The sequence below is a fragment of the Streptomyces sp. UC4497 genome, assembly GCF_054871485.1.
Genome location: NZ_JBTYHB010000001.1, coordinates 158,604 through 184,945, shown reverse-complemented (window position 1 = coordinate 184,945; position 26,342 = coordinate 158,604). Strand labels below are relative to the sequence as shown.

22 protein-coding genes are annotated in these 26,342 nt (G+C 70.1%); 12 read left to right on the top strand and 10 right to left on the bottom strand.

Annotation, left to right across the window (positions count from 1 at the left end; translation table 11 throughout):
* Positions 1-307: 307 nt before the first annotated feature.
* The 4 genes from ACYSUO_RS00730 to ACYSUO_RS00715 all read left to right on the top strand — a co-directional run bounded on the left by ACYSUO_RS00730 (position 308) and on the right by ACYSUO_RS00715 (position 4,822).
* On the top strand, positions 308-1,666 hold the full coding sequence (locus tag ACYSUO_RS00730) for an FAD-binding oxidoreductase (RefSeq protein ID WP_461773987.1): 1,359 nt from the start codon (positions 308-310) through the stop codon (positions 1,664-1,666).
* 118 nt (positions 1,667-1,784) lie between these two features.
* Entirely contained in the window at positions 1,785-3,257 is a 1,473-nt protein-coding gene (locus tag ACYSUO_RS00725) for an amidase (RefSeq protein WP_461773986.1), read from the top strand.
* 152 nt (positions 3,258-3,409) lie between these two features.
* Positions 3,410-3,844 (top strand): RidA family protein, encoded by a 435-nt coding sequence (locus ACYSUO_RS00720; RefSeq protein WP_461773985.1) that lies wholly within the window; start codon positions 3,410-3,412, stop codon positions 3,842-3,844.
* Between the two features lie 36 nt (positions 3,845-3,880).
* Positions 3,881-4,822, top strand: a complete 942-nt coding sequence (locus ACYSUO_RS00715) for an NAD(P)-dependent oxidoreductase (RefSeq protein ID WP_461773984.1) — start codon at positions 3,881-3,883, stop codon at positions 4,820-4,822.
* 64 nt (positions 4,823-4,886) lie between these two features.
* On the opposite strand, the gene ACYSUO_RS00710 is transcribed toward ACYSUO_RS00715, so the two are convergent.
* The 3 genes from ACYSUO_RS00710 to ACYSUO_RS00700 form a co-directional block, all read right to left on the bottom strand.
* Positions 4,887-6,275, bottom strand: coding sequence for an amidohydrolase family protein (locus ACYSUO_RS00710; RefSeq protein WP_461773983.1), 1,389 nt, complete (start codon positions 6,273-6,275; stop codon positions 4,887-4,889).
* 190 nt (positions 6,276-6,465) lie between these two features.
* Positions 6,466-7,503: a LacI family DNA-binding transcriptional regulator gene (locus ACYSUO_RS00705; protein WP_461773982.1), complete on the bottom strand. Its 1,038-nt coding sequence runs from the start codon at positions 7,501-7,503 to the stop codon at positions 6,466-6,468.
* 77 nt (positions 7,504-7,580) lie between these two features.
* Positions 7,581-8,546 (bottom strand): pirin family protein, encoded by a 966-nt coding sequence (locus ACYSUO_RS00700; RefSeq protein ID WP_461773981.1) that lies wholly within the window; start codon positions 8,544-8,546, stop codon positions 7,581-7,583.
* Positions 8,547-8,665: 119 nt separating this feature from the next.
* Here ACYSUO_RS00700 and ACYSUO_RS00695 point away from each other — a divergent pair, with 119 nt between their 5' ends.
* The 4 genes from ACYSUO_RS00695 (at position 8,666) to ACYSUO_RS00680 (ending at position 12,242) form a co-directional block, all read left to right on the top strand.
* Positions 8,666-9,370 carry an ABC transporter permease gene (locus tag ACYSUO_RS00695; RefSeq protein WP_461773980.1) on the top strand — a complete coding sequence of 235 codons (705 nt, stop codon included), beginning with the start codon at positions 8,666-8,668 and terminating at the stop codon, positions 9,368-9,370.
* Positions 9,367-10,041 (top strand): ABC transporter permease, encoded by a 675-nt coding sequence (locus ACYSUO_RS00690; protein ID WP_461773979.1) that lies wholly within the window; start codon positions 9,367-9,369, stop codon positions 10,039-10,041. The genes ACYSUO_RS00695 and ACYSUO_RS00690 overlap by 4 nt, the downstream gene beginning before the upstream one ends.
* On the top strand, positions 10,041-11,000 hold the full coding sequence (locus tag ACYSUO_RS00685; protein WP_461773978.1) for an ABC transporter substrate-binding protein: 960 nt from the start codon (positions 10,041-10,043) through the stop codon (positions 10,998-11,000). Before ACYSUO_RS00690 ends, ACYSUO_RS00685 begins: the two co-directional genes overlap by 1 nt.
* A gap of 81 nt (positions 11,001-11,081) precedes the next feature.
* Complete coding sequence (locus ACYSUO_RS00680; RefSeq protein WP_461773977.1) at positions 11,082-12,242, top strand: NAD(P)/FAD-dependent oxidoreductase; 1,161 nt, start codon at positions 11,082-11,084, stop codon at positions 12,240-12,242.
* 31 nt (positions 12,243-12,273) lie between these two features.
* Here ACYSUO_RS00680 and ACYSUO_RS00675 read toward each other — a convergent pair whose 3' ends face one another.
* From ACYSUO_RS00675 to rhaI, 7 genes are all read right to left on the bottom strand, one after another.
* On the bottom strand, positions 12,274-13,437 hold the full coding sequence (locus ACYSUO_RS00675) for an ABC transporter ATP-binding protein (protein WP_461773976.1): 1,164 nt from the start codon (positions 13,435-13,437) through the stop codon (positions 12,274-12,276).
* A gap of 23 nt (positions 13,438-13,460) precedes the next feature.
* Positions 13,461-14,108: a LutC/YkgG family protein gene (locus ACYSUO_RS00670; protein ID WP_461773975.1), complete on the bottom strand. Its 648-nt coding sequence runs from the start codon at positions 14,106-14,108 to the stop codon at positions 13,461-13,463.
* A complete protein-coding gene (locus ACYSUO_RS00665; protein WP_461773974.1) occupies positions 14,105-15,583 on the bottom strand; it encodes a LutB/LldF family L-lactate oxidation iron-sulfur protein in 1,479 nt (492 codons plus the stop codon). Before ACYSUO_RS00665 ends, ACYSUO_RS00670 begins: the two co-directional genes overlap by 4 nt.
* Positions 15,580-16,353 (bottom strand): (Fe-S)-binding protein, encoded by a 774-nt coding sequence (locus ACYSUO_RS00660; protein ID WP_461773973.1) that lies wholly within the window; start codon positions 16,351-16,353, stop codon positions 15,580-15,582. The genes ACYSUO_RS00665 and ACYSUO_RS00660 overlap by 4 nt, the downstream gene beginning before the upstream one ends.
* 92 nt (positions 16,354-16,445) lie before the next feature.
* Positions 16,446-17,888, bottom strand: a complete 1,443-nt coding sequence (locus tag ACYSUO_RS00655) for a rhamnulokinase (RefSeq protein ID WP_461773972.1) — start codon at positions 17,886-17,888, stop codon at positions 16,446-16,448.
* Positions 17,889-18,070: 182 nt separating this feature from the next.
* The gene (locus ACYSUO_RS00650; protein WP_461773971.1) at positions 18,071-20,110 is read right to left on the bottom strand and encodes a bifunctional aldolase/short-chain dehydrogenase; all 2,040 of its coding nucleotides are present in this window, start codon (positions 20,108-20,110) and stop codon (positions 18,071-18,073) included.
* Between the two features lie 52 nt (positions 20,111-20,162).
* A complete protein-coding gene (gene rhaI, locus ACYSUO_RS00645; RefSeq protein ID WP_461773970.1) occupies positions 20,163-21,329 on the bottom strand; it encodes an L-rhamnose isomerase in 1,167 nt (388 codons plus the stop codon).
* A gap of 275 nt (positions 21,330-21,604) precedes the next feature.
* Between rhaI and ACYSUO_RS00640 the strand changes: the two genes are divergently transcribed.
* The 4 genes from ACYSUO_RS00640 to rhaS are packed head-to-tail and all read left to right on the top strand — an operon-like array spanning position 21,605 to position 26,324.
* Complete coding sequence (locus tag ACYSUO_RS00640; protein WP_461773969.1) at positions 21,605-23,116, top strand: sugar ABC transporter ATP-binding protein; 1,512 nt, start codon at positions 21,605-21,607, stop codon at positions 23,114-23,116.
* Between the two features lie 43 nt (positions 23,117-23,159).
* On the top strand, positions 23,160-24,215 hold the full coding sequence (locus ACYSUO_RS00635) for an ABC transporter permease (RefSeq protein ID WP_327665581.1): 1,056 nt from the start codon (positions 23,160-23,162) through the stop codon (positions 24,213-24,215).
* Entirely contained in the window at positions 24,208-25,194 is a 987-nt protein-coding gene (locus ACYSUO_RS00630; protein WP_461773968.1) for an ABC transporter permease, read from the top strand. The genes ACYSUO_RS00635 and ACYSUO_RS00630 overlap by 8 nt, the downstream gene beginning before the upstream one ends.
* Before the next feature lie 50 nt (positions 25,195-25,244).
* On the top strand, positions 25,245-26,324 hold the full coding sequence (gene rhaS / locus ACYSUO_RS00625) for a rhamnose ABC transporter substrate-binding protein (RefSeq protein ID WP_461773967.1): 1,080 nt from the start codon (positions 25,245-25,247) through the stop codon (positions 26,322-26,324).
* The last annotated feature ends 18 nt before the right edge of the window (positions 26,325-26,342 follow it).

The following is a 26,342-nucleotide window of genomic DNA, read 5'->3' as shown; positions in this document are numbered from 1 at the left end:
GTACGAGATCCGGTAGAGGGACGCGCGAGGCGGGCATCGGACATCTCCTGTCGGATCCAGCGGATCGCTGTGCTCGGGTGTGCCGACTGACGGTCGAGGGGCGCCGCCTTACGGGCACGAAAACCGGACTGCTAACGTTTGCAACGTCGCTCACGGCAGGTCGGACCACTGGTACCGGTTCTGATCCGGATGAGTGTGATCAGCCCCCCCAGCCCCCAGCCCCTCAGTCACGAACACAGCCCCCAGCAAAGTGAGTTGTGCCGGTTGTGCAGCCCGCCATCAGGGTTTTGTCGAGGAAGGAACCACCATGCAGCTGCTCGAGAGTCTCGGACCGCGGCTCGAAACCGGCGCTCTGGCTCTGCCCGGAAGCCCCGAGTACGAGAAGACGTGCACGCTCTACAGCAGCACTCACCTGGACCGGCCCCAGGTCGTGGTGCGCTGCCGCACGGAGGGCGACGTCATCGCGGCCGTGCGGACCGCCGCCGAACACGGTGTCACCATCTCCCCGCGCGGCGGTGGCCACAACGCGTCGGGACGCGCGCTGTGCGACGGGATCGTTCTCGACTTCTCCGAGTTCCGCGGCGTCACCGTCGACCCGGAGCGTCGCCTCGCCAAGGCCGGGCCGGGAGCGACATGGTCGGACTACGACGCGGCGACCCAGGAGCACGGACTGGCGAGCCCCGGCGGAGTCATCTCCACCACGGGCGTGGCCGGCTTGACGCTCGGCGGCGGAATCGGCGCGCTCCGCGGCCTCTACGGCTTTGCCTGCGACAACCTCAACTCGGCTGACGTCGTCCTCGCGGACGGCTCGCTGCGGACCGTCAGTGAGACGCAGGACCCGGACCTGTTCTGGGCCCTGCACGGCGGAAGCGGCAACTTCGGTGTGGTGGTCGGCTTCGAGTTCAACGTGCACCCCGTTACGCACATGGTGTCCGGCCTGCTTGCCTTCCCCGTGGAGGAGGCGGTCTCGGTGCTGGCCGGGTACGCCGAGCACGCCGACGAACTGCCCGACAGCTTCATGTCCGAGATCATGTTCATTCCCGATCCCGCACCGGGCAGCGACCGCAAGCTCCTGATGATCATCCCGCGGTACGCGGGCCGCATGGCGGACGCGGAACCCGTGCTCGGGCTCCTGCGCGGTCTGGGGACGCCCGTCATCGACGACATCCAGGAGTTCACCTACCGGCAGTCGCAGTGCTTCCTCGACGCCATGACCCCCTGGGGCAACCGGCACCACATGCGGTCCCAGACCCTGACCGGGATCAAGGAAGAAGCGGTGGAGGCCCTGGTGCGGCTCATCCGCGAAGCGCCCGGCGCCCTGTCGCAGATCGTGCTGGAGGAGTTCCGCGGAGAGATCACCCGGGTCGCTCCCGATGCCACGCCCATCGGCTTCCGGCAGGCCCGCTACAACGTGATGATCACGGCGCAGTGGGAGGACGAGGCGGACGACGAGAAGAACATGCAGTGGACGCGGGACGTGCACGACGCGCTGGCCCCGTTCTCCGCGGGCGGTGGCTATGTGAACTACATGCCCCGGGAGTCCACTCCGGACGATCTCCGGCACGCCTACGGTGACGCCAACTTCCGCAGGCTGCAGCAGGTCAAGGCCACCTACGACCCCGAGAACCTGTTCCGTTCGAACGTGAACATCCCCCCGGCCCAGTAGGCCGAGGGGCGCCGTGGTGGCGGCCGCCTCGCAAGGCAGCCGCCACCATCCGCTCCGCTCACGGTGGTCGCCGCTTCAGCCTCGTACGCGGTCACCGTCCCTCAGCCAAGGAGTCAGCGTGTCTGCAACTGACGTGAGCATTCTGCGTCTCTCGGCCGTCGAGTTGGCCCGGCGTATCTCAGCGAAGGAGCTCTCTCCTGTGGAGGTGGTGGACGCGTGCATCGACCGGATCGAGCGGTGCGACCCCCACCTCGGCGCCTTTGTCCTCACCGATTTCGAGCATGCGCGCAGCGCCGCACGCGCGGCCGAACAAGCGGTCGTCTCCGGGAAGGAACTCGGCCCGCTCCATGGCGTGCCGACCGCCATCAAGGACCTCTACGACTCCCGGCCGGGCTGGCCCTCGACGCTGGGCGGCATCCCGTCCCTCCGGAACTTCCGGGCAGCGGACCACTGCCTGTGGGCCAAACGCATGGAACGCGCGGGCGCCATCCTGCTCGGCAAGACGAACAGCCCCGTCCTCGGATTCCGCGGCGTGACCGACAATCAACTCTTCGGCCCCACCCGCAATCCCTTCGACGTCACCCGCAACAGCGGCGGTTCGTCCGGCGGGGCGGCCGCCGCCGTGGCCGACGGCATGGTGCCGTTCGCCGAGGGCACCGATGCCGGAGGATCCGTGCGCATCCCGGCGGCCTGGTGCAACCTGTACGGCTTCAAGCCGTCGGCCGGCCGGGTGCCCGTGGTCATGCGTCCGAATGCGTTCGGCGCCATCGATCCCTTCGTCCACGAAGGGCTGATCACAAGAACCGTGGACGACGCGATCCTGGGCATGCACGTACTCGCGGGGCACGACCCCCGGGACCCGTTCAGCCTCGACGAACGCCCCGACTACCGCGGTACGGTCCCGGACTCCTTGCACGGCTATCGCATCGCGTACAGCGCCGATTTCGACGTGTTCCCGGTGGAGAGCGACGTGGCGGCCGCCGTCGAGAGGGCTCTCCAGGTGCTGGTCGACGCGGGCGCGACCGTGGAACCGGTGCGGCTCGGACTCGACGTCGACCAGCGTGAGTTGAGCGATCTGTGGTGCCGGATGATGTCCCGCATGAACCGCGATGCCGTCCTGGGCTTCCGGGAGGCGGGCGTGGACCTCATGCCGGAGCTGCCGCCGGTCCTGCGCCAATGGGTCGAGGCGAGCTTCCGTGAATCCCCCTTGCAGGCTTCCAGGGACGCCGTGACGCGCAGTCATGTCTACGACGCGGTACAGGGAGTCCTGAACGAGCACCACCTCCTGGTCACTCCGACCGTGGGCACCACTGCCGTGCTCAACGGCTCCCGCGGCGAGACCGTGGGCCCGGCTCAGGTGGCGGGGGTCGATGTCGACCCGCTCATCGGCTGGGCCCTGACCTACCCCGTGAATCTGACCGGCCACCCGGCCGCCTCCCTGCCCGCTGGGCTGGTCGACGGCCTGCCGGTCGGCATGCAGGTGATCGGCGGGCGACGGGCGGATGGGGACGTGCTGGCCGCGAGCGCGGTGTTCGAGCGGCACGCCCCCTGGCACGGGCACTACCCCTTCCACGCCGACCTGGAGGCGTGAACGCGGCGGAGCACCCGCGGGCCGGCGGTCAGCCGGGGATGGACTGCGGCTGACTGCTAACGTTTGCAAAACGCCCGCGCGGACGTCTCGTCAGGCGTGTGCGCTCGATGAAGAGGCCGCCGGCCGGTACATCAGATCGAGAGGGAAAGACCATGAACCAGAAGCCGCGGAACACGACGTTCGAGGTGCTCGGGGACACCGAGGAGATGTACGGCATCCCTGACATGCCGTTCGTCCCCGCCATCAAGGTGCCCGCCGGGCACGACCTGGTGTTCGTGAGCGGGATCCTCGGCCCGCCGACCCCCGAGGACCCGGCGACCGACATGCGCTCCGAGGCGCGCCGGGCGTTCCGGCACATGGCCGACGTGCTCGCGTCGGCCGGAGCCACCTTCGACGACGTCGTGTCGGTGGACAAGTTCATCGTGGACATGGAGCGCAACAACCCTGTGATCGTCGAGGTGCTGCACGAGTTCTTCACGCACCTGCCCACGTCGACGACGGTGGAGGTGCCGCGGCTGGTCCCCGCCGATCTGCGGTTCGAGATCAAGTGTGTCGCGGCGATCAAGGCCGAACGCGACCACCAGTGACCGGTCCTCACGGTCTCGCCCAGCAAGGGAATACTGATGACCCACACCGATGAACCCCTCCGCCTCGGCTGGATCGGCACCGGCCGCATGGGCTTCCAGCTCGCCACCCGACTGCTTGAGGCAGGCCACGACGTGGCCGTCTACAACCGCACGCGCGCCAAGGCCGCACCTCTGGAAGAGCTGGGGGCGGTGGTGGTGGATCAGCCGGTCGACCTCGCCGACCGCGACATCGTCTTCTCCATGGTGTCGGCCTCGGTGGACCTGGAGGCCGTCACCACCGGGGACGGGGGCCTTCTCACCGCCGAGGGGTCGGCGCCGCGGGTGCTGATCGACAGCTCCACCGTGTCGCCCGGCGCTTCGGCGACCGTGCGGGCCGCGGCCGCCGAGCGGGGAACCGAGTTCCTGGCGGCGCCGGTCAGCGGCAACCCCAAGGTCATCGCCGCTGGGAAGCTGACGGTCGCCGTCTCCGGCCCGCGGACCGTGTACGAGGACGTCGAGCCGCTCCTGAACCTCCTGGGGCGCAGCGTGACCTACGTGGGGGAGGACGAGGTCGCCCGCCTGGTGAAGATCGCCCACAACGTGTTCCTCGGTGTCGTGACCCAGTCCCTGGCGGAGATCACCGTTCTCGCGGAGAAGGGCGGCGTCAGCCGGGCGGCTTTCCTGGAGTTCCTCAACGACTCGGTGATGGGCTCGACCTTCACCCGGTACAAGTCCCCGGCCTTCGTCAACCTCGACTTCACTCCCACCTTCACCAACCCGCTGTTGCGCAAGGACTTCGATCTGGGGCTGGCAGCCGCCCGCTCGCTGGAGGTGCCGATGCCGCTCGCGTCCGCCACGGCGCAGTTGGTCGCCGCGGCCATCGGGGCCGGCCATGTGAAGGACGACTTCGCCACACTCCTGCTGGAGCAGGGCCGTGTCTCGGGCATCGCCCTCGAACCACAGGACGTGGCGGTCGACGACGGCCTGTCCCAGCCCTGACCGCACCGCGGTCTCACTCCGGGCCGGCCGTCGTCTCCCCTTCTCCCCGGAATGGCCCGTGGGCTCAGACGTCCGAGGTGGCCCCACCCGCTCCGGGCGGCCGGGCCGCCGCTGGAGTGCGCATTCCCTGTCCGGCCTCGTACTGCCGTCGCTGCTCCGCATCGAGAACCGGCCAGTCGGCACCGGGGGAGCGCCCCAGGATCCAGTCCCTAGCCGACTCGAGCCCGCGCCGCACGTGCGCGGGATCAACACCCTCTACCGTGCCCCGGTCCACCACGCGCCTGCCCCCGACGTAGACGGCCTCGATGTCGCCCACGGTGGTCTGGAACAGCACGTGATCCGCGGGAGACGCGGCACCCGTGCCGAACGGCGCCGCTACGACGAGTAGATCCGCGAGCTTCCCCGGAGTGATGCTGCCGGTACGCGCGCCGAGGCCCAACGCGTCGGCCGCGTCGATCGTGGCCATGCGCAACAGCCGGTGCGCGTCGACCGAGGGGTGCTCTGCGGTCCGCTGAACGGGCCGGCCGGCCGCCTGCAGTTCCTGGGCGCACGAAAGGCGGTCAAAGGCATGGGCCATACGGAGCTGGGCCAGGATGTCACCATTGAGCGCGGCGGGTACGTCGGTGCCCACCACGACAGGGACGGAGTGTCGGCGAGCACGTCCGATCAACGGATCGACGCCCATCTGGGCCGTCTCCGCCTCCGGCGTGCACACGATGACACCGCCGTGGTCGGCGAGAAGGCCGAGTTCCCGATCCGTGGCGGGACCGCAGTGCACCCACAGCAGATCCGGCCCGAGCAGCCCCTGCTGCCAGGACTGCGTGATCTGCCCTTCCAGGTTCGAATGCAGCGAGGCCCGGACTCCGAGTGCACGCGCGGCGGCGACCTCGCGTGCGTGCTCATCGGGCGAGACGTGTTCCATATTGTTCAAGGACACCGCCAACTGGACCCGACCGTGACTCGCGAACTGCTGGTGAAGGCGCGTCAGTACGCCGACGCGCTGGTCCAGCGTCGGGCCGGTCCCCGCTTCGGGTCGGTTACGGAAGGTGTAGCCGTACAGGGCGCGGATGCCCGCCTCGGACAGCCCGGTGAGCGCGGCCCGGGCGTGCTCCTCGGTGTTCCCCGAATGGCAGAAATCGAAGACCGTGGTCACGCCGCGGGTGAGCAGTTCCACGGCACCGCCAAAGGTCGCCGCGTGCAGATCCTCGGGGCGCAGTCGGCCGGACAGAGGGTGTACGAGACCGAAGTACTCACGCCCCCAGCATCCCGAGGCGATTCCGCGGACAGGGGCCTGCCAGAGATGGACATGGGAGTCGATGAGCCCGGGCAGGACGAATTTGCCGTGCGCGTCGACCACGGTGTCCGCCTCGGCGTCGAGCGACGGTCCGACGTCGGCGATGTGACCGTCGGCGATGAGCACATCGCCTTCCAGATCTCCGACGGTGTCGTCCATGCTCAGGATCGTTGCGCCTCGCAGCAATGTGGTCCCGCTCATGTGTACCTGCTTCCGGGGAGGGGGAGGCCGCGACCGTCCGTGTGGCTGAGGGCTTCCGATACCTTGATGCTGACGTTTGCAGTTTCTGTCCGCCAGAAGATGCCAGCTGCGAGACGGCCGAGCCGGAAGGGCATCGCGGACTGTCGCGTCACGAGGTGACGCACCTACCGGTGGACTGACGGGTGATCAACCGCACCGGCATCACGGTGACGCTCGGGTCCGGCGGCTGCGCGGCCCCGTCGCTTTTCAGGACGTCCAGCAGTAGCGAGGCCGCTCGTGCTCCCATGGCTCGATGCGGGATGCCGATGGTGGTCAGTGGCGGCTGGAAGTTCTCCGCGAACGGCATGTCGTTGAACCCCACGACCGAGATGTCGTCGGGGACCCGCAACCCGCGCTCGGCGATCGCCTTGTACGCGCCCAGAGCCAGCATGTCGTTCGCGGCGAGCAGGGCCGTGGGCGGATCGATGCTGTCGAGCAACCTCTGTGCGGCGCCGGTCCCCTCGGCGAACGTCATGGCGCGTGCGACCTGCGCCGTCACGGTCAACTCCACACCCCTGCCACGGTGCTTGGCGACAGCCGCGTCGAAGCCGGCCTTTCGGTCGAGTGCCGAAGAGAGGTCGCTCGGGCCCGCGATGTGCCCCAGTATCCGGTGCCCCAACTCGACCATGTGATCCACGGCGAGTTCCATCCCCGACCGGTCGTCGGCGACCACGGCGGTGATCTCGTCGCCGAAGCTGCGGTTCAACAGGACGACCGGCGTCCTGTCGGCCGTGAGATCCGCCAGCGCCTGGTCCCCACGGTGCGCCGTGGCCATGATGAAACCGTCCACTTGACGCTCGCGCATGGCGTTCACGGTGGCGGACTCGCGCGCGTCGTCGTTGTTGGTGTTCCCCACGAGGGTGACGTAGCCGTCCTGTGCCAGCCGCTCCTCGATCCCCTGGACCATGAGAGGGAAGAGCGGGTTCGACAGATCGGGGACGATGGTGGCGATCAAGCCGGTGCGTCGAGTGCGCAGACCGCGTGCAAGCTGGTTCGGACGGTAGCCGAGCTCCTGGATCGCCGCTTCGATGCGCTTGGCGGTCTCCTCGTTGACCAGCCCCCTGGTCTGCTTGTGCACGTACCGCGACACCGTCCCGGCGTGCACACCGGCGCGTTTGGCGACATCCACCAGTGTGGGACGGCCCATCGTTGCTCCTCCATGACATCAACACCTAGAGGATATGCCGAGCGCCTCCTGGTTCTTCCTTCGGCCGACGTCTCGGGTCAGCGCACACGCCCCCGCGGCTTGAGTGGCACCGGCGGCAGCTCAGGCGCCGGCAACGGATCCCCGTCGTACCCCTTCACCTCGCCGAACCGGGACCCCGTCATCCAGTCCTCCCGCGCCTGCGCGATTTCGTCCTGGTTGCGGCCGATGAAGTTCCACCACATCACCAGCTCCTCCTCGAACGGTTCCCCGCCGAGCAGCATCAGGCCCGCGTCCGAGGCCGCGCGCAGTGGGAGTTCGGTACGGCCGCAGCCGAGGTAGAGCATCGAGCCGGGGAGCAGGGGGACGTCGTCGACGTGGGCCTCGCCGGACATCGACAGGACCGCGTACTCGAAGTCGGGGTTCAAGGGGAGGCGCGTTTCCGTGCCGTGGGTGAGGGAGAGGTCCGCGCCCACGATGGGGGTGTACGTGGTGCCGGGGGACGTCGAGCCGTCGAGCGAGCCCAGGATGACCGTGGCCGTCAGGCCCGGCGCCGTCACCGTCGGCAGCGTCCCGTGGTGCTCGAAGTGGGGGTCCACGTGGCGGTGGGAGTCGGGGAGCGCCACCCAGAGCTGGGCCCCGTGCAGGAAGCGGGCGTGGGCGCGCGGGCTCTCCTCGGAGTGGGAGATCGCCCGGCCGGAGGTCATCAGGCCCAGTTCGCGGGGGCGGATCGTCTGGAGGCTGCCGGTCGAGTCCCGGTGGAGGACCTCGCCGTCGTGCAGCCAGCTCACCGTCTGCAGACCCATGTGCGGGTGCGGCGGCACCTGCATGCCGGGCTCGTCCGCGATGTCGTCCGGGCCGTAGTGGTCGACGAAGGCCCACGCCCCGACCATGCGGCGCCCCAGGTTCGGCAGCAGCCTGCGCACCTCCGTGGACCCGCCGAGCCGGACGCGGCGCGGGCTGAGGAGTTCGCGTACCGGCTCCGCGACGACGAAGCCGCGTCCGCCGCACACCGAGGGCACTGGCTCGCGGTCAAGATTGCTCATGACGCAGACCCTAGCTCCGGCGCCGCGCCGCGTCAGGTGTGCGGCCCGGGGAAAGCGGAGCGCCGCCCGTACGGGTCACCCGGCGCGCCGAGTCGGGGGCCAGGCACTGGAATGGTCGGGTGCGCCTCGTGAACGGTGGGTCCGGTACTTCGCCGCCCGACGACTGTCTCGCCCGCAACGACTGGATCTGCGGCGAGTATCTGAGCACGCGTCGGCACATGTTGGTGGATGCCACCGTGCAGCATCTGGAGATCACCGTCGTGGCCGTCGCCATCGCTGTGGTGATCGCCGTGCCGTTGGCGCTCCTGGCGCGGCGGTGGGGGTGGGCCGCCGGGCCCGTGCTCGCCCTGACGACCGTGCTCTACACGATCCCGTCGCTCGCGATGTTCTCGTTGCTGCTGCCCGTGTACGGGCTGTCCGCCACGCTGGTGATCGCCGGGCTCGTCCTCTACTCGCTCACCCTCCTCGTACGGAACATTCTCGCCGGGCTGCGGTCCGTGCCCGAGGACACCCGGCAGGCCGCGCGCGGTATGGGGTACGGGCCGATCCGGCTGCTGCTGACCGTCGAGCTGCCGCTCGCGCTGCCCGCGGCGCTCGCCGGGCTGCGCATCGCCACCGTGTCCGCCGTCTCACTCGTGACCGTCGGTGCCATCGTCGGATACGGAGGTCTGGGGAATCTGATCTACAGCGGCATGAACACGTACTTCAAGGCTCAGGTGCTGACCGCCTCCGTGCTGTGCGTCGTCATCGCGCTCGTCGCCGATGTGGTGCTGCTCGGCATCGGGCGGCTGCTCACTCCCTGGACGAGAGCGAGTCGCGCGTGAAGCTCCTCTCCGACTCCTGGAACTGGCTCGCCGATTCCGCCCACTGGGCCGGCGACAACGGCGTCTGGCACCGGCTCGCCCAGCACGTGACGTTGACCGTTGTTTGTCTCGTCATCAGTTGTCTTATTGCTCTGCCGGTTGCGCTGGTGCTCGGGCATCTGGGGAAGGGCGGGGCGCTCGCCGTCAACATCGCCAACGTGGGGCGCGCCGTGCCCACCTTCGCCGTGCTCGTGCTGTTGCTGCTCACGCCGCTCGGGCAGTACAGCGAAGGGCCCACCGTCGTCGCCCTCGTGCTGTTCGCGGTGCCGCCGCTGCTCACCAACGCGTACGTCGGGATGCGCGGCGTCGACCGGGAGGTCGTGCGGGCCGCGAGGGGCATGGGGATGACGGGGCGGCAGATGCTGTTCCGGGTCGAGGTGCCGCTCGCGCTGCCGATGATTCTCAATGGCGTGCGCATTGCCGCCGTGCAGCTTGTGGCCACGGCGACCATCGCGGCCATCGCCGGTGGCGGTGGGCTCGGGCGGATCATCACCGCCGGGTTCAACCTCGCCAGTACGCCGCAGGTGGTGGCGGGAGCCGTACTCGTGGCCGTCTTCGCGCTCGTCGTCGAGGCGCTCTTCGAGCTCGTCGAGCGGTTCGGGCCCGGGTGGCTGCGGGGGAGGAGGGCCTGATGGGAGTGTTCTTGCGTCGAGTGGCTCTCCTGTTCGGGACTGTGTTGTTCGTCGGGGGGTGTGCGACGGGGCCCTCGCTGGAGGATCGCGGTGAGGTGACCGCGCCGCCCGGTGACAGCAAACACCTCGTCATCGGGTCCGCCGGCTTCACCGAGAGCGATCTGCTCGCGAACATGTACGCGCTGTTGCTGAAGCAGGGGGGGTACGAGACCGAGCTGCTGTCGGTGGGCAACCGCGAGCTGTACGAGCCCGCCCTGGAGTCCGGGCAGATCGATGTCGTGCCCGAGTACGCCGCCACCTTCGCCGACTGGCTCAACGCCAAGGCCCACGGGCCCGACGCGAAACCCGTCGGCTCGCCCGATCTCGACGCCACCATGAAGTCCCTGCGCGCCCTCGCGGCCCCGCGCGGGCTCGATGTGCTCGACGCGGGGAAGGCCGTCGACCAGAACGCGTTCGCGGTGACCGAGGCCTACGCGAAGAAGCACGACCTCAAGACGCTCAGCGACCTCGGCGCCTCCGGCCTGAAGGTGCGGATCGCCGCCGGGGACGAGTGCGTACAGCGGCCGTACTGCCAGCCGGGACTGGAGAAGGTCTACGGCATCGACGTCACCGGGATCGACCCCAAGGGCGTCGGCACCACGCAGGCCAAGAACGCCGTGCAGAACGGGCAGGACCAGATGGTGCTCACCACGACCACCGACGCCACCCTCGGCGACTTCGGACTCGTACTGCTCGACGACGACAAGAAGCTGCAGAACGCCGACTACCTCGTGCCCGTCGTCAACCGCTCGCGGGCCGGCAACAAGAAGGTCGCGGCGGCGCTCGGCAAGCTCAACTCCGTCCTCACCACCGACGACCTCGCCTCCATGAACCAGCAGGTCGACAGCTGGCGCCGGCTGCCCGAGGACGTCGCGCGGACCTACCTGGAGGACAAGGGACTGCTGCGGCAGGGCGGTTGAGAGGTGTGTGCCGCGGTTCGGCGGGCAGTCGGGGGACTGACCGACCCACCGACCGCAATCGGGACACGTACAGGAAGCCGTATGAATCGAGCCGTCGTCGTCGGGGCGGGCGTACTGGGCGCCTGCGTCGCCTACCACCTTGCCCGCGCGGGCGTCGAAGTCGTCGTCCTGGAAGAGGCAGGGCCCGCGTCCGGCACCTCCAGCGCCACCTTCGCCGCCGACGTCACCCACCTGAAGACCCCGCACACCTACTACCGGCTGAACCGCCAGGGCTCCGACGGCCACCGCGCCCTCGCCGAGGAACTCGACGGACCCACCTGGCGGCATCCGGTGCCGCTCGTCCAGTGGGCCGACAGCGACGACGCGCAGCGCACCCTGCACGAACAGGCGTCACGCGTACGGGAATGGGGCCACGACTGCCGCAGCGCCCCGGCCTCCGTACTGCGCGAGCTCGCGCCCGCCGTCGACCCGGCCGCCTGCACCGTCGACGAGGTCGTCGTGCACACCGGCACCTCCTGGTTCGACGCCCCGCGCCTGGTGAACGCCCTGCTCGACGCCGCCGTACGGGCCGGTGCCGAAGCGCACTACGGCACCCGCGTCACCGGACTGCTCCGCAGCGGCGCGCGGGTCGTCGGCGCGGAGGCGGGGGAGCGCAGCTGGGGCGCGGACGTCGTCGTGAACTGTGCGGGGCCCGCCGCCGACCAGATCGCCGCGCTCGCCGGGGCGCGGCTACCGCTGCGGCACGTGCCCGGGCTCGTCGCGGAGAGCGCCCCGCTGGCCGAGGAGCCGCTCACCGCGATCCTCTCGGCGCCCGGCATCGACCTGCGGCCCACGGCGGACGGCGGCGTGCTCGCCCTGTCGTGGGAGGTCGACGCACGCCTGGACGGGACGACCGCCGACGGCCTGCCCTCGGAGCTGCACCGGCGCGCGAGCACCGTCGTGCCGGGCCTTGACGGGGCCCGGATGGCCGACGCGCGCATCGGCGTACGGCCCGTGCCACTGGACGGCCTGCCGCTGGTCGGCGAGGCGGACGCGGCGCCCGGCCTGTACCACCTGGTGTCGCACAGCGCGGTGACGCTCGCCCCGGTGCTCGGGCGGCTCGCCGCGCAGGAGATCACGAGCGGGCGGGCCGTCGAGGAACTGGACGCGTACCGTCCCGGCCGGGCGATCAACGGCGACGTACAGGACGAGAATCTGCGGGCGATGAACCGCCATGGGCGGGAGTCTCAACCTCAACCTTAGGGTTACGTTTACCCCTGTTGGTATGGCCTGGTCACGCGTCCGCCACCGAGTCGAACTCCACCTCGTCCCGCCCCACGCCCTGCGCGTCCGCGTCCACCGACCGGCGCAGCGCCTCGTGCAGCTTCGCCGGGGTGAGGACGCCGAGGAAGCGGGCGCCGTCGAGGACCGCGACCCAGCCCGCGTCGTGCTGGAGCATCACACCGAACGCCTGCTTGAGCGGCGCCCCGACCGGCACCCACGCCCGCATCCGGTGGGCCAGATCGCCGACCCGGCCGTCGGGGCCGGCCAGTGACGCCTCGTCGACACCGATCCAACCGTGCAGGTCACCGTCCTCGTCGAGCACCACGGCCCAGCGCGCCCCGTCCTCGCGCATGCGGGCGGCGGCCCGCGCGGGCGATTCGTCGAAGCGGGCCACCGACGGCTGCTCCAGGTCGTCCGGCTCGATCTCGGTGACCGACAGGCGCTTCAGGCCCCGGTCCGCGCCGACGAACTCGGCGACGTACGGAGTGGCGGGGGAGCCGAGCACCGCGCCCGGTGTGTCGTACTGCTCGATGCGGCCCTGCCCGTACACCGCGATGCGGTCGCCGAGCCGTACCGCCTCCTCGATGTCGTGCGTGACGAGGAGGACCGTCTTGCGGACGGCCGCCTGCATCTTCAGGAACTCGTCCTGCAACTGCTCGCGCACCACCGGGTCGACCGCGCCGAACGGCTCGTCCATGAGGAGTACCGGCGGGTCGGCGGCGAGGGCGCGGGCGACGCCGACGCGCTGGCGCTGGCCGCCGGAGAGCTGCTCCGGGTAGCGGCTGCCGTACGTGCTCGGGTCCAGGCCCACCAGGTCGAGCAGCTCGGCGGCGCGCGCCCTGGCCTTCGCCTTCTTCCAGCCGATGAGCGCGGGCACGGTCGCCGTGTTGTCGAGGATCGTGCGGTGCGGGAAGAGGCCGACCTGCTGGATGACGTAGCCGATGCGGCGGCGCAGCTGCACCGGGTCGACGCCGGAGATGTCCTCGCCCTCGACGTGGATGTGACCCGACGTCGGCTCGATCAGCCGGTTCACCATCATCATCGTGGTCGTCTTGCCGCAGCCGGAAGGGCCGACGAGCGTGACCAATTCGCCCTCGTTCACCTCGAACGAGAGGTCGTCCACCGCCGTCGTGCCGTCCGCGTACCGCTTGGTGACATGGTCGAACCGGATCATGTCACCAACGCTAGCCGCGCCCTTCAGCCGCCGCTCACCAGGACGACCTCCAGAGTGCGCGGTCCGTGCACGCCCTCGACCCGGTCGAGTTCGATGTCGCTGGTCGCGGACGGGCCCGAGATCCAGGTCAGCGGACGGGTCGGGTCGAGCCGTTCGAGGGCCTGCGGGACCGACGAGACCACCTGGTCCGGGACGCGTACGACGCAGATGTGGTGATCGGGGACGAGGGTGATGCGGCGGCGGCCCTGGTCGGGGGAGCCGTCCAGGACGATGGTGCCGGTCTCGGCGATCGCGACCGCGCAGGCGGTGACGACGCTGTCGACCTGGTCGAGTTCGGCCGGGGTGTTTGCGGCGCGGTCGTGGATGCGGACCGGGTCGGCGGACTGCAGCCACTCCGCGGGCAACTCGGGCGGCACCATGACGGACCGCGACCCGTGTTCGGCGAGCAGTCGCATGAGCACGTCCGACAGCTCCTCGGAGGCACAGCGGTGCACGATCGCCCGGTAGTCGGCGAGGTTCTCCGCGAGGAGTTCCACCGTCTGCTGCGTCGTCCGGGTGCCGTGCTCGCGCAGATAGCTGCGGTCGATGTCCTTGGCGTACGAATCCGGGGCCTCGACCGGGCCGCCGAGGGCGCGGCGCACCCGGCCCAGGATGACGTCTCTGCTGCTCACTTGTTCGTCTCCTTGCCGCCGTTCGTCCGCTTCCACCAGTCGCGGAAGGGCTCCGCGGGCACCTTCGGCAGGTCGCGGGTCGATGTCCATGCCTTGCCGGGGCCCGGCACCGTACGCGGGTGGAAGCGGCGGGTGCGCGAGGCGAGACGCTGGCCGGTGGCCAGTGCCGCCGGGTGGGTGAAGGCCCAGGTGGCGGCGCGCATCGCGGCGCGTTCGGCGGCGTGGCCCTTGGCCGGGCGGAGCATGACCTTGTTGCCGTTTCGGGTGGCGGGGCCGCCGGCCACGACCCGCTCGCGCAGGTGGACGAGGACCTCGGGGATGTCGATGGCGACCGGGCACACCTCGTAGCAGGCGCCGCACAGGGACGACGCGTAGGGGAGCGAGGCGTCGATCTCGCTTCCGGTGCCGCGCAGTTGGGGGCTGAGGATGGCGCCGATGGGGCCCGGGTAGACCGAGCCGTAGGCGTGGCCGCCGGCCCGTTCGTAGACGGGGCAGACGTTGAGGCAGGCGGAGCAGCGGATGCAGCGCAGGGCCTGGCGGCCGACCTCGTCGGCCAGGGTGTCGGTGCGGCCGTTGTCGATGAGGACCAGGTGGAAGTTCTGGGGGCCGTCGGAGTCGGTGGTGCCCGTCCAGGTGGAGGTGTACGGGTTCATGCGCTCGGCCGTGGAGGAGCGTGGGAGGGTCTGGAGGAAGACCTCCAGGTCCTGCCAGGTCGGCACGATCTTTTCGATGCCGACGACCGAGATGAGTGTCTCGGGCAGGGTCAGACACATGCGGCCGTTGCCTTCTGACTCGACCACGACGAGGGTGCCGGTCTCGGCGACCATGAAGTTGGCGCCCGAGATGCCGACCTTGGCGCGCAGGAACTTCTCGCGCAGGTGCAGGCGGGCCGCCTCGGCGAGCTCGGCGGGGGTGTCGGTGAGTCCTTCGGGGGCCGGGCGGCCCCAACTGCCCATCTCCTTGCGGAAGATGTCGCGGATCTCGCCGCGGTTGCGGTGGATGGCGGGGACCAGGATGTGCGAGGGACGGTCGTCGCCGAGCTGGACGATGAGCTCGGCGAGGTCGGTCTCGTAGGCGTGGATGCCCTCGGTCTCCAGGTGTTCGTTGAGGCCGATCTCCTGGGTGGCCATCGACTTGACCTTGACGACCTCCGACTCGCCGGTCTCCTTGACGAGCCCGGCCACGATCCGGTTGGCCTCGTCGGCGTCGCGCGCCCAGTGCACGGTGCCGCCCGCCGCCGTGACCGACTCCTCCAGCTGCACCAGGTAGTGCTCCAGGTGGTGCAGCGTGTGGTCCTTGATCTCCTTGCCCGCCTGGCGAAGCCGCGCCCAGTCGTCGAGCTCGGAGACCGCCCGCTCGCGCTTGTCCCGGATGGTGTGCGTGGCGTGCTTCAGGTTGGCGCGCAGGGTGGTGTTGCGTACGGCGTCGTGCGCGGCCTTCGGGAAGGCCGGCATGCCGACGAAAGTGCCGCTCATGCCACGGGCTCCTCTTCCGTGCTGGCCAGGATCTCGGCGATGTGGACGGGGCGCATGCCGACCTTCAGGCGGGACATGGTGCCGCCGATGTGCATCAGGCAGGAGTTGTCGGCGGCGCACAGCACGTCCGCGCCTGTCGACTCGGCGTTGCGGACCTTGTCCGTGCCCATCGCCGACGACACGTCCGCGTTCTTCACCGCGAAGGTGCCGCCGAACCCGCAGCACTCGGTCGCGCCCGGCAGCTCCGCCAGCTCAAGTCCCTTGACTTTGCTGAGCAGTTGGGTGGGACGGTCGCCGAGGCCGAGGGAGCGCAGGCCGTGACAGGTGGGGTGGTACGTCACCTTGTGCGGGTAGTACGCGCCGACGTCGGTCACCTTCAGCACGTCGACCAGGAACTCGGTCAGCTCGTACGTCTTCGGGATCACCGGCGCGAGCGTGGTCGCGAGGCCGCCGCCGCGGCCCTCCGAGCGGGCCCGTTCGCCCATCCGCGGGTACAGCTCGCGCACCATCGCCGCGCACGATCCGGACGGCGTGATGATTGCGTCGTAATCACCCGAGGCGAGACCGGGGCCGAAGGTGTCGGCGTAGTGGGTGGCCAGCGGCTCGGCCTCGCGGCGGTAGCCGGTGTTGTAGTGCGGCTGGCCGCAGCAGGTCTGCGCGGCGGGGAAGTCGACCTCCACGCCAAGCCGGTTCAGGAGCTTGACGACGGCGCGGCCCGTATCCGGGTAGAGCGTGTCGTTGACACAGGTCAGGAAGAGCGCGACACGCATCGGGGCCCCTTCGGTCGGTCGGATTCGGTTGGCGCGGCTGGGCTGCGGGTGATCATCGGACGGGTGCAGCGTACGTCGTGAGCGGGAGCTGGTCACGGGGTGCGGACGCGTGCCGCCGCCGCGTCCCACGCCGACCGGTCGCCGCTCGGCTCGTAGCGCGCGAGCGGCTGGGTGTCGGCGACGAGCCGGCGCATCGCGGCCCGGTCGCCCACGACGCCGTCGGCCCGCGCCTGAACGAGTGCGTTGCCCAGCGCGGCGCCCTCGGCCGGGCCCGCCACGACCGGCAACCCGCAGGCGTCCGCCGTGAGTTGGCACAGCAGGGCGCCCCGGGCGCCGCCGCCGACGATGTGCACGACGTCGACCGGGCGGTCGGCCAGGCGGGCCGAGTCCTCTATGGCGCGGCGGTGGGCGAGGGCGAGCGAGTCGAGGATGCAGCGGGTGATCTCGGCGCGGGTGCGGGGCTCCGGCTGGCCGGTGGCGCGGCAGGCGGCGGCGATCCGCTCCGGCATGCCGCCGGGCGGCAGGAACGTGGGGTCGCCGGCGTCGACGACCGAGCGCAGCGGGGTCGCCTTCGCGGCCTCGTCGAGGAGCGCGGTCAAGACCGGCTGGTTCCAGGCGCGTTGGCACTCCTGGAGGAGCCACAGGCCCATGATGTTGCGGAGGTAGCGGACCGTGCCGTCGATGCCGAGCTCGTTCGTGAAGTTCGCGGCGCGGCTCTCCTCCGTGAGGACGGGCGCGTCCAGTTCGAGGCCGGCGAGGGACCAGGTGCCGGTGCAGATGTACGCGAAGTTCTCCTCGGTCGCCGGGACCGCGGCCACGGCCGATGCGGTGTCGTGCGAGGCGACCGTCGTCACCGGGACGGGTCCGGTGAGGCCCGTCTCTTCGAGGACGTGGGGGAGGAGTTCGCCCGCGGGGTCGCCGGGGCGGCGGATCGGGGCGAAGAGGTTCACGTCGATGCCGGCGCGGGTGGCGACGTCGTGGGCCCAGTCGCCGGTGCGGGGGTCGATGAGCTGGGTGGTGGAGGCGTTGGTCAGCTCGGTGCCTTGTTGGCCCGTCAGCCAGTATGTGAGGAGGTCGGGGATCATCAACAGGCGGTGGGCGGCGTTGAGTTGCGCCGTGTCGCGGGCCGCCGTGAGCTGGTAGATCGTATTGAACGGGACGTACTGGAGGCCGGTGGCGGCGTACAGCTCCTGCGGGGGGATGGTCGCCCACAGTTTCTCGGCGGTGTGGTCCGTGCGGGTGTCCCGGTAGTGGTACGGGTTGCCGAGCAGGGCGTTGTCCGCGTCGAGGAGGCCGTAGTCGACGGCCCAGCTGTCGATGCCGAGGGAGCGGATCGGGCCGGTTCTGCGGAGGCCCTCCAGGATGCCGGTGTACAGGGCGAGGATGTCCCAGTGCAGGCCGTCAGGGGTGCGGACCGGGGTGTTCGGGAACCGGTGGGACTCCGTCAGGGTGAGGGTGTCCGGGGTGACGGTGGCCGTCATGACCCGGCCGCTGGAGGCGCCCAGGTCTATGGCGGCGTAGGGGGTGGTGGGCATGAGGTTGCCTTTGCGAGTGTGCGGTGTGGTGGGTGGCGGGGGCTGGAAGTCGCCCCCGCCGCCCCTTCCCGTCCCGAAACCGGGGGCGGGGCCCCGGACCCCAGGGGATGCGGGCGTCGTCGGAACATGGCGGGCCCAACGTGGTTGCGCGCGCAGTTCCCCGCGCCCCCAAACCCCCGGGGTTAGCGCAGGAATGCCGCCGCGACTCCCGCGTCCACGGGGACGTGCAACCCCGTCGTGTGCGTGAGATCGCCCCCGGTCAGCGCGAACACCGCGTTCGCCACGTGTTCCGGAAGTACCTCCCGCTTCAAGAGAGTGCGCTGCGCGTAGAACTCGCCCAGCTTCTCCTCCTCCACCCCGTACACCGCGGCCCGCTTCGCACCCCAGCCACCCGCGAAGATCCCGGACCCGCGCACCACGCCGTCCGGGTTGACCCCGTTGACCCGGATCCCGTCCCCGCCCAACTCGGCAGCCAGCAGCCGCACCTGGTGGGCCTGGTCCGCCTTCGTCGCCGAGTACGCCACATTGTTCGGGCCGGCGAACACCGCGTTCTTGGAGGCGATGTAGACGATGTCGCCGCCCATCTCCTGCGCCCGCATCACCCGCGCCGCCTCGCGCGAGACGAGGAACGAGCCGCGCGCCATGATGTCGTGCTGGAGGTCCCAGTCCTTGGCCGTGGTCTCCAGGAGAGGCTTCGAGATGGAGATGCCCGCGTTGTTGACGACCAGGTCGACACCGCCGAAGGCCAGCGCCGCCGCCTTGAAGGCGTCCGCGATCTGCTCCTCGGACGTGACGTCGACCGTCACGGCGACCGCCTTGTCGGGGCCGCCCAACTCCTCGGCCACCGCCGCCGCGCCGTCCGCGTTGAGGTCGGCGACGACCACGCACGCGCCCTCCGCGACGAGCCGGTGCGCGATGGCCTTCCCGATGCCGGAGCCCGCACCCGTCACCAGGGCCACCCGCGTCGCGAGCGGCTTCGGCTTCGGCATCCGCTGGAGCTTGGCCTCCTCCAGCGCCCAGTACTCGATGCGGAACTTCTCCGACTCCTCGATCGGCGCGTACGTCGACACGGCCTCGGCGCCGCGCATCACGTTGATCGCGTTGAGGTAGAACTCGCCCGCCACGCGCGCCGTCTGCTTGTCCTTGCCGAACGAGAACATGCCGACACCGGGCACGAGCACGATCGCCGGGTCCGCGCCGCGCATCGCGGGGGAGTCGGGCGTCGCGTGCCGCTCGTAGTACGCCGCGTACTCGGTGCGGTAGTCGGCGTGAAGCTCCTTCAACCGCTCGGCCACGGCGTCGAGTTCGGCCGTGGGCGGCAGGTCGAGGACGAGCGGGCGGACCTTCGTACGAAGGAAGTGGTCCGGGCAGGAGGTGCCGAGCGCGGCGAGCCGCGGGTGCTCGGCGGACGCCAGGAAGTCGAGGACGGGACCCGAGTCGTCGAAGTGGCCGACCTGCGGGCGGTCCGTGGACGCCAACCCCCGGATGAGCGGGGCGAGTTCAGCGGCGCGTGCCCGGCGGCCGGCCGCGCCGAGCGCTGCGTAGCCCTCGATGACCGGGCCGAACGGCTCCTCCTTGCCGCGCTCGGCGAGGAACGTCTCGGCGGTGCGGATGATGTACAGCGAGTTGGCCTCGCACTCCTCGGCCGTGTCGCCCCACGCCGTGATGCCGTGGCCGCCGAGGATGCAGCCGATCGCCTCCGGGTTCGCGGCCTTGATCTCCGCGATGTCCAGGCCGAGCTGGAAGCCGGGACGCCGCCACGGCACCCACACGACCTTCTCGCCGAAGCACTCGGCGGTCAGCTTCTCGCCGTCGGCGGCGCAGGCCAGCGCGATGCCGGAGTCCGGGTGCAGATGGTCGACATGCGCCGCGTCCACCAGGCCGTGCATGGCCGTGTCGATGGACGGCGCGGCGCCGCCCTTGCCGTGCAGGCAGTAGTCGAACGCGGCGACCATCTCGTCCTCGCGCTCCACGCCCGGGTACACCTCGGTGAGCGCCTTGAGCCGGTCCACGCGCAGCGCTGCCAGGCCGGCCTCCGTGAGCGTGCCCAGGTCGCCGCCGGAGCCCTTGACCCACATCAGCTCGACGTCGCCGCCGGTGACCGGGTCCGTCTCGGTGGCCTTGGCGGAGGTGTTGCCGCCGGCGTAGTTGGTGTTGCGGGGGTCGGCGCCGAGCCGGTTCGAGCGGTCGAGGAGGGCGGCGACCTGAGGGTGCGTAGCCATGAAAGGTCCTAAATTCCTGAGGAGTTGACTGCGGTGAACTGCGGGCAGGTGGTTACGCGCCCCACCCCGCCTGCTCCCCGCCGACCCGCTCGGCCGCGATCCGCTCCTGCCACCCGGAGGCGGCGTACGCGGCGACGGGGTTCGCCGCGAGCCCCTGCTCCTCGCGCCACTCCGCCAGGAGCGGCCGCACGTCGGTGTTGTACGCGTCCATGATCACGGCGTTCGCGGTCAGCACGTCGCCCGAGGCCTGCGCGGCGCTCAGCGCCTCGCGGTCCACGAGCAGCGCCTTCGCGGTGGCCTCCTGCACGTTCATCACGGAGCGGATGACCGCCGGGATCTTCGCCTCGATGTTGTGGCACTGGTCGAGCATGAACGCCACGTTGGTCTCGGGGTCGAAGCCGCCGTTCTTCGCGACCTCGTGCAGGATGCGGAAGAGCTGGAACGGGTCGGCGGAGCCCACCATCAGGTCGTCGTCCGCGTAGAAGCGGGAGTTGAAGTCGAAGCCGCCGAGCTTCTTCGCGCGCAGCAGCAGCGCCACGATGAACTCGATGTTCGTGCCCGGCGCGTGGTGACCGGTGTCGACCACGACCTGCGCCTTGTCACCCAGGTTCATGCACTGCATGTACGAGGTGCCCCAGTCCGGCACGTCCGTCGTGTAGAAGGCCGGCTCGAAGAACTTGTACTCCAGGAGCAGTCGCTGGTCGTCGCCGAGGCGCTCGTAGACGGCGGCGAGGGACTCTGCGAGGCGGTCCTGGCGGGCCACGATGTCGTCCTGGCCCGGGTAGTTGGTGCCGTCGGCGAGCCAGATCTTCAGGTCCTTGGAACCTGTCGCGTCCATGATGTCGACGCACTCCAGGAGGTGGTCGACCGCCTTGCGGCGCACCGCCGGGTCCGGGTGGCAGACGCTGCCGAGCTTGTAGTCGTCGTCCTGGAAGGTGTTGGAGTTGATGGTGCCGAGCTCGACACCGCGCTCCTTGGCGTACGCCGACAGGGTCGCGTAGTCGTCGACCTTGTCCCACGGGATGTGCAGCGCGACCTTCGGGGCGATGCCGGTGAACTCGTGCACCTTCGCGGCGTCGTCGAGCTTCTCGCGGGGCGTGCGGGGCACACCGGCCTGGGCGAACACCTTGAACCGGGTGCCGGAGTTGCCGTAGCCCCAGGAAGGCGTCTCGATCCGCTGGTTGGCGAGTGCGGCCTTCACGGCAGCGATGTCAGGCATGTCCACCTCTGAGTACACGGGTCTGCGAGCCGTCTGCTGAATCGTCTCTGAATCGACCGTGTGTGAATCGATTCATTGTGCAGCGAAGCTAGTCCCCCTCGTGGGGTGCGTCAAGGGGGTGCGCGCCAACTCCGGCGCGTTACGGAATCGTTTCGTACGTCGATGTATTCCGGCCGTTCAGACCCCTTGACCAGGGCGCCGGGGCGTGGCTAGCTTCCGGAACGTTTCACTGAAACATTTCACGTCGGGTGCCCTTCGACCCCTGGAGACCTGTCATGACGCCACCTGAGCCGGAGACCACTCCGGTGCTCGCCCTGGAGGGGGTGAGCAAGTCCTTCGGTGCCGTGCGCGCCCTGCGCGGTGTGTCGCTGAGCCTGCACGCGGGCGAGGCGCACGCCCTCGCCGGTGAGAACGGCGCGGGAAAGTCGACGCTCATCAAGACCCTCGCCGGGGTGCACCGCCCGGACACCGGGACGGTGCTGCTCGACGGTTCCCCGGTCGAGTTCCACGGCCCCGCCGACGCCCGCGACGCCGGTGTCGCCGTCATCTACCAGGAGCCGACGCTCTTCCCCGACCTGTCCATCGCCGAGAACATCTTCATGGGCCGCCAGCCGCGCCGCTCCTTCGGTCGCGTCGACCACGCCACGGTCAAGGACGCCACCGCGGCCCTGTTCAAGCGGCTCGGCGTGGAGCTCGACCCGGACCAGCCGGCCCGCGGCCTGTCCATCGCCGACCAGCAGCTCGTCGAGATCGCCAAGGCGCTGTCCTTCGACGCCCGCGTGCTGATCATGGACGAGCCGACGGCCGCGCTCACCGGCAGCGAGGTGGCCCGACTGTTCGGCGTCGTACGGACGCTGCGCGAACAGGGTGCGGCGGTCCTGTTCATCTCGCACCGCCTGGAGGAGATCTTCGAGCTGTGCCAGCGGGTGACGACGCTGCGCGACGGGGCGTGGGTGGCGAGCGAGCCGGTCGAAGGACTCACCGAGGACGAGCTGGTGCGCCGCATGGTCGGCCGCGACCTCGACGAGCTCTACCCCAAGCAGGACACCGAACTCGGTGAAGTGGCCCTGAAGGTCAGCCGGTTGACCCGCGAGGGTGTGTTCACCGACGTGTCCTTCGAGGTGCGGCGCGGCGAGATCGTCGGCCTCGCCGGGCTCGTCGGCGCGGGCCGCAGCGAGGTGGCCCGCGCCGTGTTCGGCGTCGACCGCTTCGACGGCGGCGAGGTCGAGGTGCTCGGGCAGAAGCTCAAGCCCGGCGCGCCGAGCCTCGCCATGCACGCGGGTCTGGCTCTCGTCCCGGAGGACCGGCGGGCCCAGGGCCTCGTGATGGACATGTCCATCGAGCGCAACATCGGGCTCACCGGCTTCGCCGACACCTCCCGCGCGGGCCTCATGAACCGCAAGGCGGAGCGCAGCCGGTCCCTGGACTGGTCGGTGAAGCTCCAGGTCAAGTACGCACGCCTCGCCGATGTCGTCGGCACGCTCTCCGGCGGCAACCAGCAGAAGGTCGTCCTCGCCAAGTGGCTCGCCACGGGCCCGCAGGTGCTCATCGTGGACGAGCCCACGCGCGGCATCGATGTCGGCACGAAGGCCGAGGTGCACCGGCTGCTGTCCTCGCTCGCGGCGGAGGGTGTCGCGGTCCTGATGATCTCGTCCGACCTGCCCGAGATCCTCGGGATGGCCGACCGGGTGCTCGTGATGCACGAGGGACGGCTCTCCGCGGAACTGCCGCGCGCGGAGGCGAACGAGGAGTCCGTGATGGCGGCGGCCACGGGGAGGGCCGCGTGACGTCCGTACCCGCACACGCCGCTCGCACCGCAAGGAGCACCGCATGACCATCACCGCACCACCCGTCCGCGAGGACGCGGCGCCACCGCCCACCGCGGGCCGTCGCCTCCTCGACAAGGTGTTCAAGGCGCGCGAACTCGCCGTCGCCGCCGTGCTCGTGGTGATGCTGCTCGCCACGCAGGTGTCGAACACCGAGTTCCTGTCGCAGCAGGGCGTCAAGGACCTCCTCCTCAACGCCACCATTCTCGTCCTCGTCGCCACCGGCCAGGCGATCGTCGTCATCACCCGCAACGTCGACCTGTCCGTCGGCTCCGTGCTCGGCATCTCCGCCTTCGCCGCCGGTGACTACCTTCAGGGCGGCGGCAGTTCGCTGATCGCCGTCGTGTACGCCGTCGCCATCGGCACCGTCTTCGGCGTCCTGAACGGCGCGCTCGTCAGCCTCGGCAAGGTGCCCGCCCTCGTCGTCACCCTCGGCACGCTGTACGTGGTGCGCGGCATCGACTCCATCTGGGTCGGCTCGCAGCAGATCGTCGCCGCCGACCTGCCCGACGGCTTCGTCGACTTCGGCCACGACGGCATCTGGGTCGTGCCCTATCTGGCGCTGCTCGCCGTCGCCGTCCTGGTATGCGTCGGCTACTACCTGCGCAGCTACCGCAGCGGCCGCGAGATGTACGCGCTCGGCTCCAGCCCCGAGGCCGCGAACCTCGCCGGCATCCCCGTCCGCAAGCGCATCATGACCGCGTACGTGCTGTGCGGGGCGCTCGCCGGGCTCGCGGGTGCCCTGTACCTGGCGCGCTTCGGCAACGTCGACTCCGGCACCGGCAATGGCTACGAACTCACCGTCGTCAGCGCCGTCGTGGTCGGCGGCGTCGCCTTCACCGGCGGCTCCGGAACCGTCTACGGAGCCGCGCTCGGCGCCCTGCTGCTGACCTCCATCAACAGCGTGCTGCCCGCCATCGGCGTCAGCTCCGTCTGGGTCACCGCCATCAACGGAATCCTGCTGCTGCTCGCCATCGCCGTCGACCGGATCGTCGCGCTGCGCGTCGCCGCAGTGCTGCGCAAGCAGGCCGCACAGATGAGGAGCGCCCGCCATGCCTGAATCCCTGAAGCATTCGGTGCGCTGGGACACCGCCGTCGGCGCCCTGCTGATCGTGCTGCTGCTCTGCTCGTTCGCGTTCGTCGACAACTTCGGCAACGCGCTGAACCTGTCGTTCCTGATCGGCAACACACTGCCCATCGCGATCATCGCGCTGCCGATGACGATGCTCGTCATCTCCGGCGAGGTCGACCTGTCGGTGGGCTCCACGGTCGGCCTGTCCGGTGCCGTGATGGGCGCGCTGTGGAACAACGGCATGGCCATCGAGACGATCATCCCGCTGTGCCTGCTGCTCGGCGTCGTCTGCGGCCTGATCAACGGGCTGCTCGTGACCCGCCTCGGCCTGCCGTCCCTCGCCGTCACCATCGGCACCATGGCCGCCTACCGGGGCATCGCGCAGATCGTCCTCGGCTCGGACTCGGTCACCGACTTCCCCTCCCAGTACCTGGACTTCGGCGCGAACCGGATCGGCGACACGTTCATCCCGTACGCCGCCCTGCCCTTCGTCGTCCTCCTCGCCATCGCGATCGTCGTGCTGCACGCCACCCGCATGGGCCGCTCCCTCTTCGCGATCGGCGCGAACGAGGAGGCCGCCCGGTTCGCCGGCGTGCGGGTGAAGCGGCTCAAGCTGTCGATGTTCGTGACGACCGGGGTGCTCTCCGCGCTCACCGGCGTCTTCTGGGCGTTGCACTACGCGAGCGCCCGCTACGACAACGCCACCGGGCTCGAACTCTCCGTCATCGCCGCCGTGTTGCTCGGTGGCATCGACTTCGACGGCGGCAAGGGCACCCTCGGCGGCGCCATCGCCGGTGTGTTCCTGCTCGGCACGCTGCAGAACGTGATGAGCCTGCTCAACGTCTCCGCGCAGTCGCAGATCGTCGTCACCGGCGTGCTGCTCGTGATCTCGGTGCTCGCGCCGCGCGTCGGCCGCCAGATCGCGCAGTCGAGGTCCCGCAAGAGGACGATCACCGCGGTCACTTGAGGCGCCCACCCGTACCACTCACCCCCGCCCACACCACGTAAGGAACCGCCATGTCCCAGAAGACGCGCCGGCTCACCGCGGCCCTCGCCGTGACCACCGCCCTCGTCCTCGGCGCCTCCGCCTGCGGCGGCACCACCAAGTCGGACTCCAACAAGGAGGACGCCAAGTCGGCAGCCGCCGGAAAGGCCGACCCGAACGCCAAGACCAAGAAGGGCCTCACGGTCGCCTACCTGCCCAAGCAGGTCAACAACCCGTACTTCACCACCTCCGACAACGGTGGCAAGAAGGCGGTGCAGCAGCTCGGCTCGACGTACAAGGAGGTCGGCACCAGCTCCGGCACCGACACCTCCGGACAGGTCTCCTACGTCAACACCCTGACCCAGCAGCAGGCCGACGCCATCGCCGTGTCCGCGCAGGACCCGGGCGCCCTGTGCACCGCGCTCAAGCAGGCCATGAAGAACGGCGTCAGCATCGTCACGTACGACTCCGACACCAAGGTCGACTGCCGCAACGTCTTCGTCTCCCAGGCCAGCGCCGAGGACCTCGGCCGCACCCAGGTCCAGGAGATGGCCAAGCAGATCGGCAACAAGGGCGAGATCGCGATCCTCTCGGCGGCCCAGACGGCCACCAACCAGAACACGTGGATCAAGTACATGAAGGACGAGCTGAAGAAGCCCGCCTACAAGGACATCAAGCTCGTCACGACCGCCTACGGGGACGACGACGCGCAGAAGTCGTTCCAGCAGACCCAGGGACTCCTCCAGGAGCACCCGAAGCTGAAGGGGATCATCTCCCCGACCACCGTCGGCATCAAGGCGGCCGCCCAGTACCTGTCGGGCTCCAAGTACAAGGGCAAGGTCAAGCTGACCGGCCTCGGCACCCCCAACGACATGCGCGCCTACGTCAAGAACGGCACCGTCGAGGCGTTCGAGCTGTGGGACCCGGCGAAGCTCGGCGCGCTCGCCGCGCACACCGCCGTCGCCCTGGAGTCCGGGCAGATCACCGGCAAGGCGGGCGAGAAGTTCAAGGCCGGGGACATGGGCGAGTACACCATCGAGAAGGACGGCGTCGTCACCCTCGGCAAGCCGACCGTCTTCAACAAGTCGAACATCGACGACTACAAGTTCTGAGCGGGGCAAGGGACATGA